This is a genomic window from Pseudomonas sp. LS1212, assembly GCF_024741815.1.
GTDB lineage: Bacteria > Pseudomonadota > Gammaproteobacteria > Pseudomonadales > Pseudomonadaceae > Aquipseudomonas.
Genome location: NZ_CP102951.1, coordinates 388,249 through 404,699, shown reverse-complemented (window position 1 = coordinate 404,699; position 16,451 = coordinate 388,249). Strand labels below are relative to the sequence as shown.

The following is a 16,451-nucleotide window of genomic DNA, read 5'->3' as shown; positions in this document are numbered from 1 at the left end:
ACACGAGTACAAGGCCTTTAAGAACGCTCCTTGAGGGAAATGGTTCGCGGCCGCTCAAGCCAGGCCCCCATTCCTTCCGAAACGATTTCAACGATATCGACCTGCGAATCGCTGATTGCGACAATCCGCCCGTCGTTACGCCCCAGGTAATCACCGACCTTCACCCGATGGACGCTGCCTGCTCCCCGTATCAGGGCAAAGGTGCCCGTGCGGTTGGACAGCGTGCCCACCATCTCCAACTGGTCGAGGTTGAAGCCTTCGAGAAACTGTTTGAGCCGGTTCGGGTCCAGCATGTTTTCACGCGAACCTTTTCGACGGTTGGCCGGGTCGACTGTCGCTTGCGGCTCAAAGGGGCTGCGCAACGCCCCGGCGTCATACGTGAAAGCATGGTAATGGAGGAAACGTGGAAGAGGCTCGACAGCGCCTTTTGGCCTGGCTCGCACCTCATCGGCATAGGCCTTCAGGTCGGCAACGTCATCGGCGCTGCCACAGCCACCCAGGAGCAGGGCCAGGGCCATCAGCACCACCCTATAGACGGCCCTCATTGCCGCGCCCCCTGATCGCTATAGCGGTAGGTCCTGGCCACGATATTCATGCGCAGAGGAGCCGGGCTGGCCGGGTCGACGGGCTTGATCCGGAAGTCATGCAAGGTAACGATTCGCGGCAGGCGCGCCACGCCGCTGGCGAAGGCTGCCAGGTCATGGTAGTTGCCGGTCACCGTGATCTGGATCGGCAGCTCGATGTAAAAAGGCCGGGCCACCTCGGGCTGCAACTGGATCTCTTCGAACACCAGGCCGTTGCCCAGGCCTGTCCTGGTGATGTCCTCCAGCAGCCCGGGTACTTCGGTATCGCTGGGCAACTGCGCGAGCATGGCGTCGAAGGACGCTTCCATCGCCGTCAACTGCCCGCTATAGGCCTCGAGGTTGCCCGCCTGCAAGGCTTTGCTGGCCAATTGCACTTTCAACGCGACTTCGTCGGCCTGCTTGCGCTCAAGCAGCGCTCTGAGTTCCTTGAGGTGGAAGCTGTATCCCGCTACCAGCACCAGGGCCATGAGCATGATCCCCACCAGCGTTTTGATGGCGGCGGGCCAGGAACCCATGTTGTTCATGTCCAGATCGTTGATGTCGATCCGGCGAAGCCTGGAGAACCACTGCGGCAGGCTCATCGGGCTTGGTCCCCGACCTGAGGCTGGCTCTGACGAACGGCCAGCCGGAAAAAGCTGGCCTGGCCGGCCTCACCGGCGCCGATAGCCTTGACCTCGGTCAGGTTCGGCGCTTCGAGCCAGGGCGAGGTTTCAAGGTTACGCATGAGCTCCGAGACCCGATGATTGGATTCGGCCGCACCGGACAGCGAAAGCGTCTTGCCCTCGCGCTTCACATCGGTGAAATGGACGCCGTCCGGCAGGGTGCGCACCAACTGGTCGAAGATATGCCCGATGAGCGGTCGATTGCCCTGCAAATCCTCGATGATCTGCATGCGGTCGAGCAGTTGCCGGCGGCGGCTCTTGAGTTCGTCGATCTGCTTGATCCGCGTATCGAGCTGGTCGATCTCGCTCTGGACATAAGCATTGCGCACGGTCTGGCGCTCAATGGCCCTGTCGATGCCATGACCGGCCAACAGCACTACGGCGACACTTGCCACGACGACCCCGGCCATCATCATCAAAAAGCGCTTGCGGCGTTGTTCGCGAAGCTCCTCGCGCCACGGCAGCAGATTGATCCGGGCCATCAGTCGAACCCCCTCAGCGCCAGCCCGCAGGCGATCATCAGGGCCGGCGCATCGCTGACCAGCGCCGTGGCGTCGATTCTGCTACTGATGGTCATATCGGCAAAGGGGTTGGCCAGCAGGGTCGCCGTGGTCAGGCGCTGCTGGACCAGATGGTCGAGCCCGCTCAGCAAAGCTGTGCCGCCGGCCAGCAGAATGCAGTCGACCTTGTGGAATTGCCCGGCGGCAAAGAAAAACTGCAACGAGCGCGAAATTTGCTGGGCTACCGCTTCCATGAACGGCTGCAGGACTTCGCCAGGGTAGTCATCAGGCAGCCCGCCCTGCTTTTTCGCAAGCCCGGCCTCTTCGACCGACAGGCCATAGCGGCGCTGGATCGCTTCGGTCAGTTGCCTGCCACCGAACAGCTGCTCACGGGTGTAAATGATCCTGCCGCTGCGCAGAACGCTCAGTGTTGTCGTGGTCGCACCGATATCAACCAGCGCAACAACCGAGGCACCCTGGTCGCTGGCCTCGTGCGGCGTAAGGAGCGCGCAGGCCCGCTCCAGCGCAAAGGCCTCGATATCCACCACTCGCGCCGTCAGGCCGGCCAGTGCCAGCGCCGCCTCGCGGACCTCGACGCTTTCCTTGCGGCAAGCGGCCAACAGCACCTCGACCCGATCAGGGCTACGCAGGGACAACCCCTGGACCTCGAAATCGATTGCCACCTCTTCGAGCGGATAGGGGATGTATTGATCGGCTTCAACCTTGACCTGGATTTCCATCTCATCATCGTTGAGGCCCGCTTGCAGCTCGATGATCTTGGTGATCACGGCAGAGCCTGCAACAGCCACCGAGGCATGCCTGGCAGTTGAGCGCGCCTTGGCCCGAGCCCTGGCCAACGCCTGGCCCACGCGCTCCGGTTCAGCGATGTTCCTATCGACGACGGCGCCCGACGGCAACGGCTCTACGGCGTAGGCCTCCACCTTGAAGCGGCCGCCGGCCAGACTGAGCTCAATGAGCTTTACCGAGGTGGAGCTGATATCGATCCCTACAAGTGAACGAGCTTTCCTGCCGAGGAGTCCAAGCACTACCGATTCCCTGTTATTTGCCGCGGGCGACCGCTCATTTGTAATCCAGCGCCGATAAAAGCAGCCTTGACAGCTGCACAAATAACGCTCAATGCCGAAAAATGCTTATAATGCCCAGCACAATTTCCTTCTCGCCGGCCACTGTGCTTAACCCATTCTTTTATCTGGAAATCCAAAAGCCTTGATACGCCTGCTGAAGTTTTCCTGGTGGTCTTTCGTCGCTGTTTTCTGCGGGCTGTTGCTCGGTTTGAGCGGTGCGTTTCTGTATCTTAGCCCTGGCCTACCCTCTGTAGAGTCGCTGAGAAGCATTCAGTTGCAGATCCCCCTGCGGGTTTACAGCAGCGACGGCAAACTGATCGCCGAGTTTGGCGAGATGCGCCGCTCGCCGATCCGCTTTGCAGACATCCCTCCGCACTTCATCCAGGCCTTGCTTTCAGCCGAGGACGACAATTTTGCCAATCATTACGGCGTCGACCCCGCAAGCCTGATGCGGGCTGCCACCCAGTTGCTCAAGACCGGCCACATTCAGACCGGCGGCAGCACCATCACCATGCAAGTGGCGAAAAACTACTTCCTCACCAGCGAACGCAGCTTCTCGCGCAAGACCAACGAAATTTTGCTGGCCCTGCAGATTGAGCGCGAACTGACCAAGGACGAAATTCTCGAGCTGTACGTCAACAAGATCTATCTGGGCAACCGCGCCTACGGGATCGAGGCGGCCGCCCAGGTGTATTACGGCAAGTCCATCCGCGACGTCAGCCTGGCGCAAATGGCCATGATCGCCGGCCTGCCCAAGGCGCCTTCACGCTTCAACCCGCTGGCCAACCCGGTACGCAGCAAGGAGCGGCGCGACTGGATCCTGGGCCGCATGTACAAACTCGGCAAAATTGACGAGGCCAGTTACCAGGCGGCCCTGGCCGAACCTATCAATGCCAGCTATCACGTTCCCACACCGGAAGTGAATGCGCCGTACATCGCCGAAATGGCCCGCGCCGAAATGGTCGGCCGCTATGGCAGCGATGCCTACACCGAAGGGTTTCGCGTCACCACCACGGTACCGAGCAACCTCCAGGAAATCGCCAATGCCGCGGTTCTCGAAGGCCTGCTCGCCTACGATCAGCGTCACGGCTACCGTGGACCGGAGTCGCGCCTGCCAGGCAAGACCCGTGAAGCCTGGCTGCAGGAACTGACCAAGCAGCGGTCGCTCAATGGCCTGGAACCTGCCATCGTCACCCAGGTCGACAAGAGCGGCCTGCGCGTACTGACCCGCAGCGGCGCAGAGCAGCCTGTCGCCTGGGAAACCATGAAGTGGGCTCGCCCCTTCCTGAACAGCAACAGCCAGGGGCGAAGCCCGCAGCAACCGGCCGATGTCGCTCAGGTCGGCGACCTGATCCGGATCCAGCGCCAAGCCGACAACAGCCTGAACTTCAGCCAGGTTCCGAGCGCGCAAAGCGCACTGGTATCGCTTGACCCGAACAATGGTGCCATTCGTGCCCTGGTAGGCGGTTTCTCCTTCGAGCAAAGCAATTACAACCGCGCCATGCAGGCCAAGCGCCAGCCGGGCTCGAGCTTCAAGCCCTTCATCTACAGTGCCGCGCTGGACAACGGCTACACCGCCTCCAGCCTGGTCAACGATGCGCCCATCGTGTTCGTCGACGAATACCTGGACAAGGTCTGGCGTCCGAAGAACGACACCAACACCTTCCTTGGCCCCATCCGCATGCGCGAAGCACTGTACAAGTCGCGCAACCTGGTATCGATCCGTCTGCTGCAGGCCATCGGCATCGATACGGCCATCGACTACATCAGCAAGTTCGGGTTCAACAAACAGGACCTGCCGCGCAACCTGTCGCTGGCACTCGGTACGGCCACACTGACCCCGATGGAGATCGCTACCGGCTGGAGCACCTTCGCCAATGGTGGCTACAAGATCACCCCGTACCTGATCGACCGCATCGAAAGCCGTAGCGGCGAGACGCTGTTCGTCGCCAATCCGGCCAGCGTACCGCTGCACGAAGATATGGCCGGCGAACCCGCCCCCGAGCCCGCCATCATCACCGAGAACACCCCGGTGACCCCGCTCGCCATCCAGCCCCCGGCCGTGGCGGAACGCATCATTGACGGGCGCACGACCTACATCCTCACCAGCATGCTCGAGGATGTGATCAAACGCGGCACCGGCCGCCGTGCGCTGGCCCTTGGCCGTGCCGACCTGGCAGGCAAGACCGGTACCACCAATGAATCCAAGGACGCCTGGTTCTCCGGCTACAACGCCGATTACATGACCACCGTCTGGACAGGCTTCGACCAGCCGGAAACCCTCGGCCGCCGCGAATTCGGCGGGACTGCCGCCCTGCCGATCTGGATGAGCTACATGGGCGCCGCCCTGAAGGACAAGCCGGTGCATACCCAGCCCGAGCCTGAAGGCATCCTCAGCCTGCGCGTAGACCCGATCAGCGGCCGTGCGGCTACACCGAGCACGGCTGGCGCCTATTTCGAGCTGTTCAAGGCCGAAGACACCCCGCCATCGATCAACGAGCTCAACGGCAGCGTGCCAGGTAGCCCATTGCCGGCGGATGAGTCGGCGCCGATCGATTTGTTCTGACCGGTTATTTGATGGGGGCTGTCCTGGCCTCATCGCTGGCAAGCGGAACGCCGCCCGGCCACGGGTCGAGTGTCGAGCTCTGTGTGGGCTTGCCAGCGATGAGGCCCTCAAAGGCTCAGCCAGCCAACAGCCAAGCGCCGGTAGCCGCCGATGCTACACCCGCCAGCCGCACCAGCGGCGCCGCTGCCTGTGGCAATACCCGCACAAGCGCATAACCGACTGCGTGCAGTACCGATGTCGCCACCACGAACCCAACCGCATAAGCCCACGGGCTGGACATCTCCGGCAGTTCAAGCCCATGCGCTACACCATGGGACAAGGCAAACGACGCGGTAGCGACAACCGCCAGCGCCACTGGCGGTCGCACCGCCAGGGCCACAGCCAGCCCCAGTGCCAGGACAGAAGCCGCAATGCCGCTTTCCAGCCCTGGCAACTGAAGGCCGGCAAAGCCCAGCAAACCACCGATCAGCATCGTCCCGACGAAAGCGCAAGGCAGTGCCCAACGGGCTGCGCCTTGCTGTTGAGCGGCCCACAGGCCGACTGCGAGCATGGCCAGCAGGTGATCGAGGCCGCCGATCGGGTGGCCGATGCCGGCCAGCAGGCCATTGTCGCCGTGGCCGGGGTGAGCGAAGGCCATGGCCGGGCTCAACAGCAAGGCGACGGTAGCGAGGACTTTCTTGAGTGTCATGGTGAGCTTCCTTGAAGGTGGCGAGTCAGGCTGCGGTCAGCAGGCCCTGGCGTTCGATGAAGGCGATGATGGCGTCCAGCCCAAGGCCGGTTTTCTGATTGCTGAAGACGAAGGGTTTGGCTCCGCGCATTCTGCGGGTGTCGCTGTCCATCATCTCCAGCGAGGCACCTACCAGCGGCGCCAGGTCGATCTTGTTGATGACCAGCAGGTCCGACTTGCAGATGCCCGGACCGCCTTTGCGTGGCAGCTTGTCGCCGGCCGAGACGTCGATTACGTAGATGGTCAGGTCGGAGAGCTCCGGGCTGAACGTTGCCGAGAGATTATCGCCACCGGACTCGACCAGGATCAGGTCCAGGCCAGGGAAACGCCGGTTCAGTTGATCGACCGCTTCCAGGTTGATCGAGGCATCCTCGCGAATCGCCGTGTGCGGGCAGCCGCCGGTTTCGACGCCGATGATCCTTTCGGGCGCCAGAGCCTGGTTACGCACCAGGAAGTCGGCGTCTTCCCGGGTGTAGATGTCGTTGGTGACCACGGCCAGGTTGTAGCGCTCGCGCAGCGCCAGGCATAGGGCCAGGGTCAAGGCGGTCTTGCCGGATCCGACCGGGCCGCCGATGCCGACACGCAGTGGCTGAGTATTCATGGGTTTTCTCCTAGGATCGGAACAGGCGGCTGTATTGGCGTTCATGAGCCATGCTCGCCAGGGACAGGCCGAAGGCGGCGCTGCCGTAGTGTCGAGGGTCAAGGTGGGTGGCGATTTGCTGGGCCTGTTGCAGCAGTGGCAGCAGTTCGCTGGTCATGCGCTGGGCGGCTTGCTGGCCCAATGGCAGGGTTTTCATGAGCACGGCCAGTTGATTTTCCAGCCAGCTCCACAGCCAGGCCGCCAGGGCATCGGCCGGAGTGATGCCCCAGGCGCGCGCGCCCAACGCCCAACCCAGGGCCAGATGAGGCTCTGGTATCTGGTCGAGGAAGCGCCGGGCGGGCGCGTCGAGTTCGGGCAAGCCTTCGAGTAGTTGTTTGAGCGAATAGCCCATCTGTCGGCTTTCCTGGTGCAACTCACGGGTCTCGCGGCTGGCGCGATGCTCCTGGCACAGTTGTAGCAATTGGCCCCAGTCCTGCCCGGCCGCTGCCGTGCAGTGGGCCAACAGCATGGGTGCTTCGAAGCGGGCCAGATTGAGCAAGAGTTGATCGCCGATCCAGCGTGCAGCGCTGGCCGGGTCGGTGACGCTGGCCTGCTCGACCGCCATTTCCAGCCCTTGGGAATAGCTGTACCCGCCAATCGGCAATTGCGGGCTGGCCAGGCGCAACAGGGCCCAGGCCGGGCTCATGGACGCACGCCGAACTGATGCAGGCGCGGCGGGTAGTTGAAGTCTTCGTCGCCATGACGCGAATGGTGATGACCGCCACCGTAGGCGCCGTGCTCCGGCTGAAACGGTGCCTCGATGGTTTCGGTGCGGGCCCCGAGCTGCTCGAGCATGGCCTTGAGGACATAGTCATCGAGCAGCCGCAGCCAGCCATCGCCGACCTGCAAGGCAACGTGACGGTTGCCCAAGTGATAAGCGGCGCGCGTCAATTCGAAGGCGCTCGAGCAAGTAACATGCAGTAATTGCTCGGGGCGCGCGCAGACGCGAACGATACGACCGTCCTCGGCCTTGAGAAACTCGCCATCGTGGAGCGGCGACTGGCCGCGCTCCAGGAACAGCCCGACATCTTCACCGGCGGCACTGAAACAGCGCAGACGACTTTTGCTGCGGGCTTCGAAGTTCAGGTGCAGTTCTGCCGACCAGTCAGGTTGTGGCGCGACTCTTTGGTGAATGACCAGCATGGCAAGGTTTCCGGCAGCTACGATGCCTTGGCTAGAGCAAGTGCCTTGCCAATCGAGACTTCTTTCGGAAATGCCCTACAAAATGTGCCTGCGTCAGAAAACAGGGCGCAAAACTGATGCCATTTGGTGCGCTTGGAAAAAGCTATGCGCCAGCCTGGTGCATGTCATTCCAGGCTGCCAAGCCCTTGCCAATGCTTGGCGCCGACAAAGATAAAACGCAGTTGCTGAGTAATCTTGGCTTGCGGGTTGAGATGCGCAGGCAGCGGTTCGGCGGGTGGGTCGATCAGTTCGGGCAGGGTGGCGAACACGGTTTTCACCACCAGGTCAGCCATGACGGCCAGCGCCGCCGAGTCCAGGTGTTGCCACTTGGGCATTTGGGCCAGATCCGCCGCCAGGTCCGAACTGATGCCTTCGCGCAGGGCGGCCAACGCCTGGCGAACGGGCAGGGAACCCCCGTATTGCTCGCGTGCCAGAAACAGGAATTGGGTACGGTTGGCGGCAACGACGTCGAGGAAGATCCGCACCGAGGCATCGGTGATGCCGCCGAGCTCAAGTTCATTGCGACGTACCAGCCGAATGGTTTCGCGAAAGGTTTCGCCCACTTCACTGACCAGGGCCAGGCCCAGTTGGTCCATATCGGCGAAATGGCGGTAGAAGCCGGTGGGGACGATCCCGGCGGTTCGGGCGACTTCGCGCAGGCTGATACTGCCAAAGCCTCGGCCGCTCTCCATCAGATGACGGGCAGCATCGAGCAGGGCATGGCGGGTTTGTTGTTTTTGTTCGGCGCGGGGAAGCATGAGGGGTGCTGATTTCTATTCGGGACAGCGGTGCACTCTAGCAAATCGACTTTACGGACGTCGAACCGGTAGACAAAACAAAGCCCGGTTCAGGGCACCGGGCTTTTTCCAAGGGCCGCAAGGCCTCAGCTCACACGTTGGTTTTGTTCGAGCAGGCGGTCGGAACCGCCTTCGGCAACCGGGTTGCGCTCAAGCAGGCGATCGGAGCCACCTTCAGCGACGCGGTCACGTTGCAGTACACGGTCAGAACCCCCTTCGGCCAGGCTGTCCAGCGGCTGGGAAATGACGGTAGAGCCGGATTTGGCTTCGGCAGAAATGTTCTGCTCGGCAGCGGGTACGGCAAAGGCATTGGCGGCCAGCAGGGAGAGGGTCAGGCTGAGCAGCAATTGGCGTTTCATGAGAGGACTCCTGGGTGATGCCGGAAAGTGGTTACGGAGCCAATGCTACTCTTGGGTGTCAGATAGAGAAGTTCATACGGGTAATGGTAACAATCGACGGAAATGATGTTTACGGCCAAGGCCTCTATTACGGGCCTTTCAGCCATGAGGCGCCGCCCTGCCAGCCTTTGCCGACAGGCGTCCTCAGGAGAATCGTGCAATGACGCGCACCTCAAAAACGCTCGTTGGAATCTTCGCCAGCCTGCTGACGTTTCTGGCGGTTCTGGTCGTGATCATTGCCACGTTCGACTGGAATCGGGTCAAGCCAACCCTCAATGCCAAGGTTTCCGAAGCCTTGCATCGACCGTTTGCCATCAACGGCAACCTTGAGGTGCTGTGGCGACCCGAGCCTAATCAAGGCGGCTGGCGCGCCTGGCTGCCATGGCCGCACTTTGTTGCCCAGGACCTTGTGTTGGGCAACCCAGACTGGTCCAAGGACAAGGAGATGGTCGGGCTCAAGCAGGTCGAGTTTCGTCTGGCGCCCTTGCCGCTGCTGTTGCAGCAGGTGGTGATCCCCCGTATCGACCTGATCGAGCCCCGTGCCGGCCTGCAGCGCATGGCCGATGGTCGAGCCAACTGGACCTTCGAGCTGGCACCCAAGGATGAACAGGCCAAGCCGTCGAACTGGGTACTGGATATCGGCTCCATCGGTTTCGACAAGGGCCACGTCACCCTGGATGACCAGACGCTCAATACCCGCCTGGATGTCGTGATCGACCCGTTGGGCAAGCCGATCCCCTTCAGCGATATCGTTGGCAGTGGTGCGGCGAAAAAGGCCGGCGAGCAGGGCAGCACACCGCAGGACTATGCCTTTTCCCTCAAGGTAAAGGGGCGCTACAAAGGCCAGCCGTTGTCCGGTACCGGCAAGATCGGCGGGCTACTGGCGCTGCAGGACGCCTCACAGCCATTTCCCCTGCAAGCCGATATGCGCATTGCCGACACCGCCATCATCGTCGCCGGGACCCTGACCGACCCACGCAACCTCGGCGCCCTGGACCTGCGTCTGCAGCTGTCCGGCACCAGCCTGGGCAACCTCTACCCATTGGCCGGGGTAACCCTGCCCGACACACCCGCTTATGCCACCGACGGCCACCTGGTCGCCAAGCTCAATGAGCCCGGCGGCGCTGCCTACCGCTACGAGAATTTCAACGGCAAGATCGGCGCCAGCGACATCCATGGCAACCTGGCCTATGTCGCCAGCCAGCCACGGCCAAAGCTCAGTGGTGCGCTGGTTTCCAATCAACTGCGGTTCGCCGACCTGGCGCCGCTGATCGGGGCCGACTCCAATGCCAAGCAAAATGCCCGAGGCGGCGACAGCAAGCAACCGGCGAACAAGGTACTGCCGGTCGAGGAGTTCCGCACCGAGCGCTGGCGAGCGATGGATGCCGACGTGGAGTTCACCGGCAAGCGGATAGTTCACAGTGAGGATCTGCCCTTTACCGACCTCTACACCCATGTGCTGCTCAATGATGGCCAGCTTGGCCTGGAACCGCTGCGGTTTGGCGTGGCCGGTGGCACGCTCGATGCGCAGATACGCCTCGATGGTCGGGTTGCGCCGCTGCAGGGGCGGGCCAGACTGACGGCCCGCAAATTCAAGCTCAAGCAGTTGTTCCCAAGCTTCGAACCCATGAAGTCCAGCTTTGGCCAACTCAATGGCGATGCCGACCTGACCGGCCGCGGCAACTCTGTAGCGGCCCTGCTTGGTAGCGCCAACGGGGATTTGAAGATGCTGATAAACGATGGCGCCATCAGTCGCGGGATGATGGAAATTGCCGGGCTCAATGTCGGCAACTATGTACTGGTCAAGCTGTTTGGCGACGAAGACGTGAAGATCAACTGCGCGGCTGCCGATTTCGGCTTCAAGAACGGGCTGGCCAGCACCCGCCTGTTCGTCTTCGATACCGAGAATGCGATCGTTTACATCGACGGCACTGCCAACTTCGCGACCGAGCAACTCAACCTGAGTATCAATCCGGAGTCCAAGGGCATTCGGCTGTTGTCATTGCGCTCGCCGTTGTATGTACGCGGCCCCTTCAAGAGTCCCAAGGCCGGCGTGCAAACGGTGCCGTTGCTTTTACGCGGTGCCGGTCTGCTGGCCCTTGGCGCGGTGGTCGCACCGGCGGCCGGGCTGCTGGCGCTGGTCGCGCCCAGCGGGGGCGAGCCGAACCAGTGCACCCCGTTGCTCGAGCAGATGAAGGCGGGCAAGGCGCCCAAGTCGGTCAAGAGCAGATAGGCAGGCATGAGCCAGTGGTGAACCTTGTGGCTGGCTTGCCAGCGATGAGGGCCTTCAGATCAACCACAAACAAAAAGCCCCGACTCTCACGAGCCGGGGCTTTTTGTTTGAAGCGCTACAACGGCTTAGCCGTTGAACACGTCATCCACGCTTTTGAGCGGGTAGTTCTTCGGATACGGCAGGGTTGCCACGCCGGTCTCGATTGCGGCCTTGGCCACGGCATCGGAAATCACGGTGATCAGACGGGCATCCATTGGTTTCGGAATGATGTACTCACGGCCGAATTCCAGGGAGATGCCGCCGTAGGCATCGCAGACTTCCTTAGGCACTGGCAGCTTGGCCAGTTCACGCAGGGCGTTGGCCGCGGCGATCTTCATTTCTTCATTGATGCGCTTGGCACGAACGTCCAGGGCACCACGGAAGATGAACGGGAAGCCCAGTACGTTGTTGACCTGGTTCGGGTAGTCGGAACGACCGGTGGCCATGATCACGTCGTCGCGAGTGGCGTGAGCCAGCTCAGGGGAGATTTCCGGATCCGGGTTGGAGCAGGCGAACACGATCGGGTTCGGCGCCATGCGCTGCAGGTTTTCTGCGCTGAGCAGGTTCGGACCCGACAGGCCGACGAATACGTCGGCGCCGTCCAGGGCTTCGGCCAGGGTGCGCTTGTCGGTGGCATGCGCGAACACGGCCTTGTACTGGTTCAGGTCGTCACGGCCAGCGTGGATCACGCCAGTACGGTCAACCATGAAGATGTTCTCGATCTGCGCACCCATGCTCACCAGCAGCTTCATGCAGGAGATCGCAGCAGCGCCAGCGCCCAGGCAAACGATTTTCGCCCCTTCGAGGGTTTTGCCAGCGATTTCCAGGGCATTGATCATGCCGGCCGCGGTCACGATCGCCGTGCCGTGCTGGTCATCGTGGAATACCGGAATATCGCACTGCTCGATCAGGGCACGTTCGATCTCGAAGCACTCGGGTGCCTTGATGTCTTCCAGGTTGATGCCGCCGAAGGTGATGGAGATGCGCTTGACGGTATCGATGAATGCCTGCGGGCTTTCCGAGTCGACTTCGATGTCGAACACGTCGATACCTGCGAAACGCTTGAACAGAACACCCTTGCCTTCCATGACAGGCTTGGAGGCCAGCGGGCCCAGGTTACCCAGGCCTAGAATCGCGGTACCGTCCGAAATCACTGCTACCAGGTTGCCCTTGCCGGTGTATTTGTAGGCCAGTTCCGCGTCGCGAGCGATTTCGCGCACAGGTTCGGCTACGCCCGGGCTGTAAGCCAGCGACAGGTCGCGTGCAGTAGCGGTAGGTTTGGTGAGCTCGACGCTCAGTTTCCCCGGACGAGGCTGAGCATGGTATTCGAGAGCGGCGGTTTTCAAATCTGACATGGAGGGCATTCCGCTTTTACTGTTCTGACGGACCGCCGAGGATACGCAAGATGCAATGGCCCGACAAGACTGCTCGGTCACTTGTGTCAAGCGCTTTAGCCTACGACTTTTTGCCAAGAGCCGCAGCCAGCAAGGGCCTTACTGTTCACAATCTAGCCAAAAAATGTCTACAATTTTTATTCAGTCGATTCGCTCAAGCATGGCCGGGGCGGTCAGGGGCAACATCCAGCGTGCCTGGCCGGGCTTCAGTCCGCCGCGCCGGGATCGATCGATAACCCAGCCACGCGCTACTACCTGCTGCCCGTTGAGCCCGTCGAACGACGATGACGGAAACGATTTTTGTAACTTCGGCGACACATGGAGCACCACCGAAGTGCCCAGTTCGATCCAGATACCACCACGATTACGCTCGATCGCACTGACTCGGCCGCTGATCAGCGCAAATCCCGATCGGTTCAAGGTGTCCGCGCCGACCACCGGAGACTGCCGCCAGAGGCCCAATCGGCCCTGGCGCGCAGCCAGCTCAGCCTGCTGCTGGCAATCGACCAGCGCCACATTTGGCGCCACAGCCACCAGATAGCCAAGCCCCTCGGCGAGCAATTGCGCCTCGAAATTATTGCCCCGAACACCAAAAGCGTGGGCCAGGGTGCGACCGTAATGATCACGACCCTGCTCACCGGCAAGCAGCCCGACGCGCCCATCACTCTCGTCCACCAAAGCCTGCAAGCGCTTGCGCGCCGCATCGGCGAAGGGTTCGGTGGGGCGCCCCTTGCGGCCGATTTCAGGGGCATTGACACCGATCAGGCGCACACTGCGCCCGTCCTGCAAGCGCACGGTATCGCCGTCGACCACCTCGCGCACCTGCGCCGCCTGCAGGCCGCCCGGGGCCGTACAGAATGCCTGCGTGGGCGCCAGCCAAATCGCGGACACAAAAAAAGCGCCCGCAAGGGACGCCTTTTTCATCAGCGCAGAGAAGCCGCAGCGGCTTTCCAGAGCGATCGGCCTCAGGCCTTTTTCGCACCGAAAGCACCGAAACGATCGGCGAACCTCTGAACGCGACCACCGGTGTCCAGAGTCTTCTGCTTGCCGGTGTAGAACGGGTGGCACTCGTTGCAAACGTCGATCGCCAGTTGCTTGCCATAGGTCGAACGAGTTTCGAACTTGTTGCCGCAGCTGCAAACTACAGCAACTGCTGGGTATTCTGGATGGATATCGGTTTTCATGGTGTCTTCCTCAGGCTAGCGTGCCGCCACCCAACACTATTGTTGAATACCGCACGAAATTAAGGCGCGAATTCTACCAGACCGTGTCAATGACGCAAGCTGTCCCTTAAACCGACCGTCTGCTAGGCTCCGGCCCTTCTTTACCGTCCGCCCAATGAGATCCTCCCGCGTGCCCGACGTCATTCTGCGCCTCGCCCTACCCTCGCCGCTGCGACGCCTGTTCGACTACCGGGCACCGGCCGGCATGGCGCGCTCCGCGCTGACCCCGGGCATGCGTTTGCGTGTTCCGTTCGGGCGCCGCGAGATGATCGGCATCCTCATCGAAATCACCGACCGCAGCGAAGTGCCGGCGGAAAAACTCAAACCTGCCATCGCCCTGCTCGATCCCGTCTCGCCACTGCCCCCGGCACTGTTCAAACTGTGCCTGTGGACAGCCCAGTATTACCAGCACAGCCTGGGCGACACCCTGAGCTGGGCGCTGCCGGTATTGCTGCGCCAGGGCGATCCGGCCGAGGCCCGCCAGGAAAGGTTCTGGCAAATCAGCCCCGGCGCCCGCCTCGACGACCCGCGCATCAGCCGCGCCCCGCGACAACGCGAAGCCCTGGCGACGCTGGCACAACATCCGCACGGGGTTGCCCACCAGCTGCTCGGCAAGTTGATGCTCAGCAAGGACAGCCTCGATTTGCTTCTGGCCAAGGAGCTGGTTCAAGTCGAAGTCCGCCGCCACGCCCCGAGCGAGCGCCACGAGCACTGGCTGGCCCAGCCGGAACTGCCCCTCAACGATGAGCAAAAGGCCGCTTTCAATGCCGTGCAGGCCGGGTTCGGAAGCTTCCATGCGTTCCTGCTGGCCGGGGTGACCGGCAGCGGCAAGACCGAGGTTTATCTACAGCTGATCCGCGAGACCCTGGAAGCCGGCAAGCAGGCGCTGATCCTGATTCCCGAGATCAACCTGGGGCCACAGACCCTGGCCCGTTTCGAGCAACGTTTCAACGCGCGGATCGCGCTGCTGCACTCGGCGGTCAATGATCGCGAGCGCCTCGAGGCCTGGCTGGCAGCCCGCGACGGCGAGGCCGACATCATCATCGGCACGCGTTCGGCCCTGTTCACCCCGATGAAGAACCCGGGCCTGATCATCATCGACGAGGAGCACGACGGCTCCTATAAACAGCAAGAGGGCCTGCGCTATCACGCCCGCGACCTGGCCCTTGTCCGTGCCCGGCAGGAAAACATCCCGATTCTGCTCGGCTCGGCCACGCCGTCGCTGGAAAGCCTGCATAACGCCCATAACGGTCGATATGGCCTGCTGCGTCTCAATCATCGGGCCGGTGGTGCCCAGCAACCCCGCTTCCTGCGCCTGGACGTGAAAAGCCGGCCACTGGACAGCGGCATCAGCGGCCCGATGCAGCAAGCCATCGGCCAGACTCTCGCCGCCGGCCAACAAGTATTGGTGTTTCTCAATCGTCGCGGCTTCGCCCCGACCCTGCTCTGCCACGACTGTGGCTGGCTCTCGGAATGCTCGCGCTGCGATGCACGCATGACCGTACACCAGCGTTCCGGCGAGCTGCGCTGCCATCATTGCGGGTATGTCGAGCGCGTGCCCCGGCAGTGCCCGCAATGCGCCAAGGTCGACCTGCGCCCGGTCGGCGCCGGCACCGAGCGCGCCGAAGAACGCTTGAGCATTCTGTTCCCGGACTATCCGGTGTTGCGGGTCGATCGCGACAGCACCTCGCGCAAGGACGCGATGAACCAACTGTTTGCGACCATCCAGCGCGGCCAGCCGTGCATCCTGGTCGGCACCCAGATGCTCGCCAAGGGCCATCACTTTCCGAGGGTGACCCTGGTGTCGATTCTGGATGCCGACGGCGGGCTGTTTTCCGGAGACTTCCGCGCCAGCGAGCGCATGGCGCAGCTGATTGTCCAGGTCGCCGGGCGCGCCGGGCGCGCCGAAGAGCCCGGCAAGGTGATCATCCAGACGCACCTGGCCGACCATCCGCTGCTGGTGCAATTGACCGAGCAGGGCTATTTCGCCTTTGCCGACCAGGCCCTGAGCGAACGCCGTGCCGCCGGCCTGCCGCCCTTCGCCCACCTGGCATTGCTACGCGCCGAAGCGCACAAGCCCGGGCAAGCCGAAGGCTTCCTGGATGAAGCCTGCAGTGAAGCCGAACGCTTGCTGGCGGAACTGAACCTGGGCGGTATCGAACTGCTCGGCCCGGTGCCGGCCCCCATGGAGCGTCGTGCCGGCCGTTACCGGGCGCAACTGCTGCTGCAGGCTAACGCTCGTGCGCCTTTGCACCGTTTGCTCAGTGCCTGGCTGCTGCAACTGGAGCAAATGCCCAGTGGCCGTCAGGTGCGCTGGTCGCTGGATGTGGATCCTGTGGATCTTTATTGAAGTATGCTTTGCTGTCAGGCCCTATCGCGGGCAAGCCCGCTCCTACAAGATCAACGCAGCCCTTGTAGGAG

The 16,451-nt window shown here is 62.2% G+C and carries 15 protein-coding genes and 1 pseudogene; 3 read left to right on the top strand and 13 right to left on the bottom strand.

All coding sequences use genetic code 11. From position 1 onward, the window contains the following. Positions 1–17: 17 nt before the first annotated feature. From NVV94_RS01960 to NVV94_RS01945, 4 genes are read right to left on the bottom strand one after another with little or no spacing between them, the layout of a single operon-like run. The gene (locus NVV94_RS01960) at positions 18–545 is read right to left on the bottom strand and encodes a pilus assembly protein PilP (protein ID WP_258445586.1); all 528 of its coding nucleotides are present in this window, start codon (positions 543–545) and stop codon (positions 18–20) included. Beyond that, positions 542–1,165 (bottom strand): type 4a pilus biogenesis protein PilO, encoded by a 624-nt coding sequence (locus NVV94_RS01955; protein WP_258445585.1) that lies wholly within the window; start codon positions 1,163–1,165, stop codon positions 542–544. Before NVV94_RS01955 ends, NVV94_RS01960 begins: the two co-directional genes overlap by 4 nt. Next, complete coding sequence (locus NVV94_RS01950) at positions 1,162–1,728, bottom strand: PilN domain-containing protein (RefSeq protein WP_258445584.1); 567 nt, start codon at positions 1,726–1,728, stop codon at positions 1,162–1,164. The genes NVV94_RS01955 and NVV94_RS01950 overlap by 4 nt, the downstream gene beginning before the upstream one ends. Next, positions 1,728–2,792, bottom strand: a complete 1,065-nt coding sequence (locus tag NVV94_RS01945; RefSeq protein WP_258445583.1) for a pilus assembly protein PilM — start codon at positions 2,790–2,792, stop codon at positions 1,728–1,730. Before NVV94_RS01945 ends, NVV94_RS01950 begins: the two co-directional genes overlap by 1 nt. Positions 2,793–2,976: 184 nt before the next feature. Between NVV94_RS01945 and NVV94_RS01940 the strand changes: the two genes are divergently transcribed. Beyond that, positions 2,977–5,397 (top strand): penicillin-binding protein 1A, encoded by a 2,421-nt coding sequence (locus NVV94_RS01940; RefSeq protein WP_258447599.1) that lies wholly within the window; start codon positions 2,977–2,979, stop codon positions 5,395–5,397. A gap of 115 nt (positions 5,398–5,512) precedes the next feature. Here NVV94_RS01940 and NVV94_RS01935 read toward each other — a convergent pair whose 3' ends face one another. The 6 genes and pseudogenes from NVV94_RS01935 to NVV94_RS01910 form a co-directional block, all read right to left on the bottom strand. Beyond that, positions 5,513–6,085 carry a HupE/UreJ family protein gene (locus NVV94_RS01935; protein ID WP_258445582.1) on the bottom strand — a complete coding sequence of 191 codons (573 nt, stop codon included), beginning with the start codon at positions 6,083–6,085 and terminating at the stop codon, positions 5,513–5,515. A 25-nt stretch (positions 6,086–6,110) separates the two neighbouring features. Further along, positions 6,111–6,725 (bottom strand): urease accessory protein UreG, encoded by a 615-nt coding sequence (gene ureG / locus NVV94_RS01930; RefSeq protein ID WP_258445581.1) that lies wholly within the window; start codon positions 6,723–6,725, stop codon positions 6,111–6,113. A 10-nt stretch (positions 6,726–6,735) separates the two neighbouring features. Next, positions 6,736–7,410 (bottom strand): urease accessory protein UreF, encoded by a 675-nt coding sequence (locus tag NVV94_RS01925; RefSeq protein ID WP_258445580.1) that lies wholly within the window; start codon positions 7,408–7,410, stop codon positions 6,736–6,738. Further along, complete coding sequence (gene ureE / locus NVV94_RS01920) at positions 7,407–7,907, bottom strand: urease accessory protein UreE (RefSeq protein WP_258445579.1); 501 nt, start codon at positions 7,905–7,907, stop codon at positions 7,407–7,409. The genes NVV94_RS01925 and ureE overlap by 4 nt, the downstream gene beginning before the upstream one ends. Before the next feature lie 164 nt (positions 7,908–8,071). Next, the gene (locus NVV94_RS01915) at positions 8,072–8,704 is read right to left on the bottom strand and encodes a TetR family transcriptional regulator (protein ID WP_258445578.1); all 633 of its coding nucleotides are present in this window, start codon (positions 8,702–8,704) and stop codon (positions 8,072–8,074) included. 128 nt (positions 8,705–8,832) lie between these two features. Further along, positions 8,833–9,102: pseudogene (locus tag NVV94_RS01910) on the bottom strand (hypothetical protein); the annotation flags it as partial. 199 nt (positions 9,103–9,301) lie between these two features. Between NVV94_RS01910 and NVV94_RS01905 the strand changes: the two are divergent. Further along, a complete protein-coding gene (locus NVV94_RS01905; protein ID WP_258445577.1) occupies positions 9,302–11,374 on the top strand; it encodes an AsmA family protein in 2,073 nt (690 codons plus the stop codon). A gap of 125 nt (positions 11,375–11,499) precedes the next feature. Here the strand turns inward: NVV94_RS01905 and NVV94_RS01900 are convergent, their stop codons facing one another. The 3 genes from NVV94_RS01900 to rpmE all read right to left on the bottom strand — a co-directional run bounded on the left by NVV94_RS01900 (position 11,500) and on the right by rpmE (position 13,991). Further along, positions 11,500–12,768 (bottom strand): malic enzyme-like NAD(P)-binding protein, encoded by a 1,269-nt coding sequence (locus NVV94_RS01900; protein WP_258445576.1) that lies wholly within the window; start codon positions 12,766–12,768, stop codon positions 11,500–11,502. A gap of 180 nt (positions 12,769–12,948) precedes the next feature. Further along, positions 12,949–13,731: a thermonuclease family protein gene (locus NVV94_RS01895; RefSeq protein WP_258445575.1), complete on the bottom strand. Its 783-nt coding sequence runs from the start codon at positions 13,729–13,731 to the stop codon at positions 12,949–12,951. A gap of 41 nt (positions 13,732–13,772) precedes the next feature. Further along, positions 13,773–13,991 carry a 50S ribosomal protein L31 gene (gene rpmE, locus NVV94_RS01890; RefSeq protein WP_258445574.1) on the bottom strand — a complete coding sequence of 73 codons (219 nt, stop codon included), beginning with the start codon at positions 13,989–13,991 and terminating at the stop codon, positions 13,773–13,775. Between the two features lie 169 nt (positions 13,992–14,160). On the opposite strand from rpmE, the gene NVV94_RS01885 reads away from it, so the two are divergent. Continuing rightward, positions 14,161–16,380 carry a primosomal protein N' gene (locus NVV94_RS01885; protein WP_258445573.1) on the top strand — a complete coding sequence of 740 codons (2,220 nt, stop codon included), beginning with the start codon at positions 14,161–14,163 and terminating at the stop codon, positions 16,378–16,380. Positions 16,381–16,451: the final 71 nt, after the last annotated feature.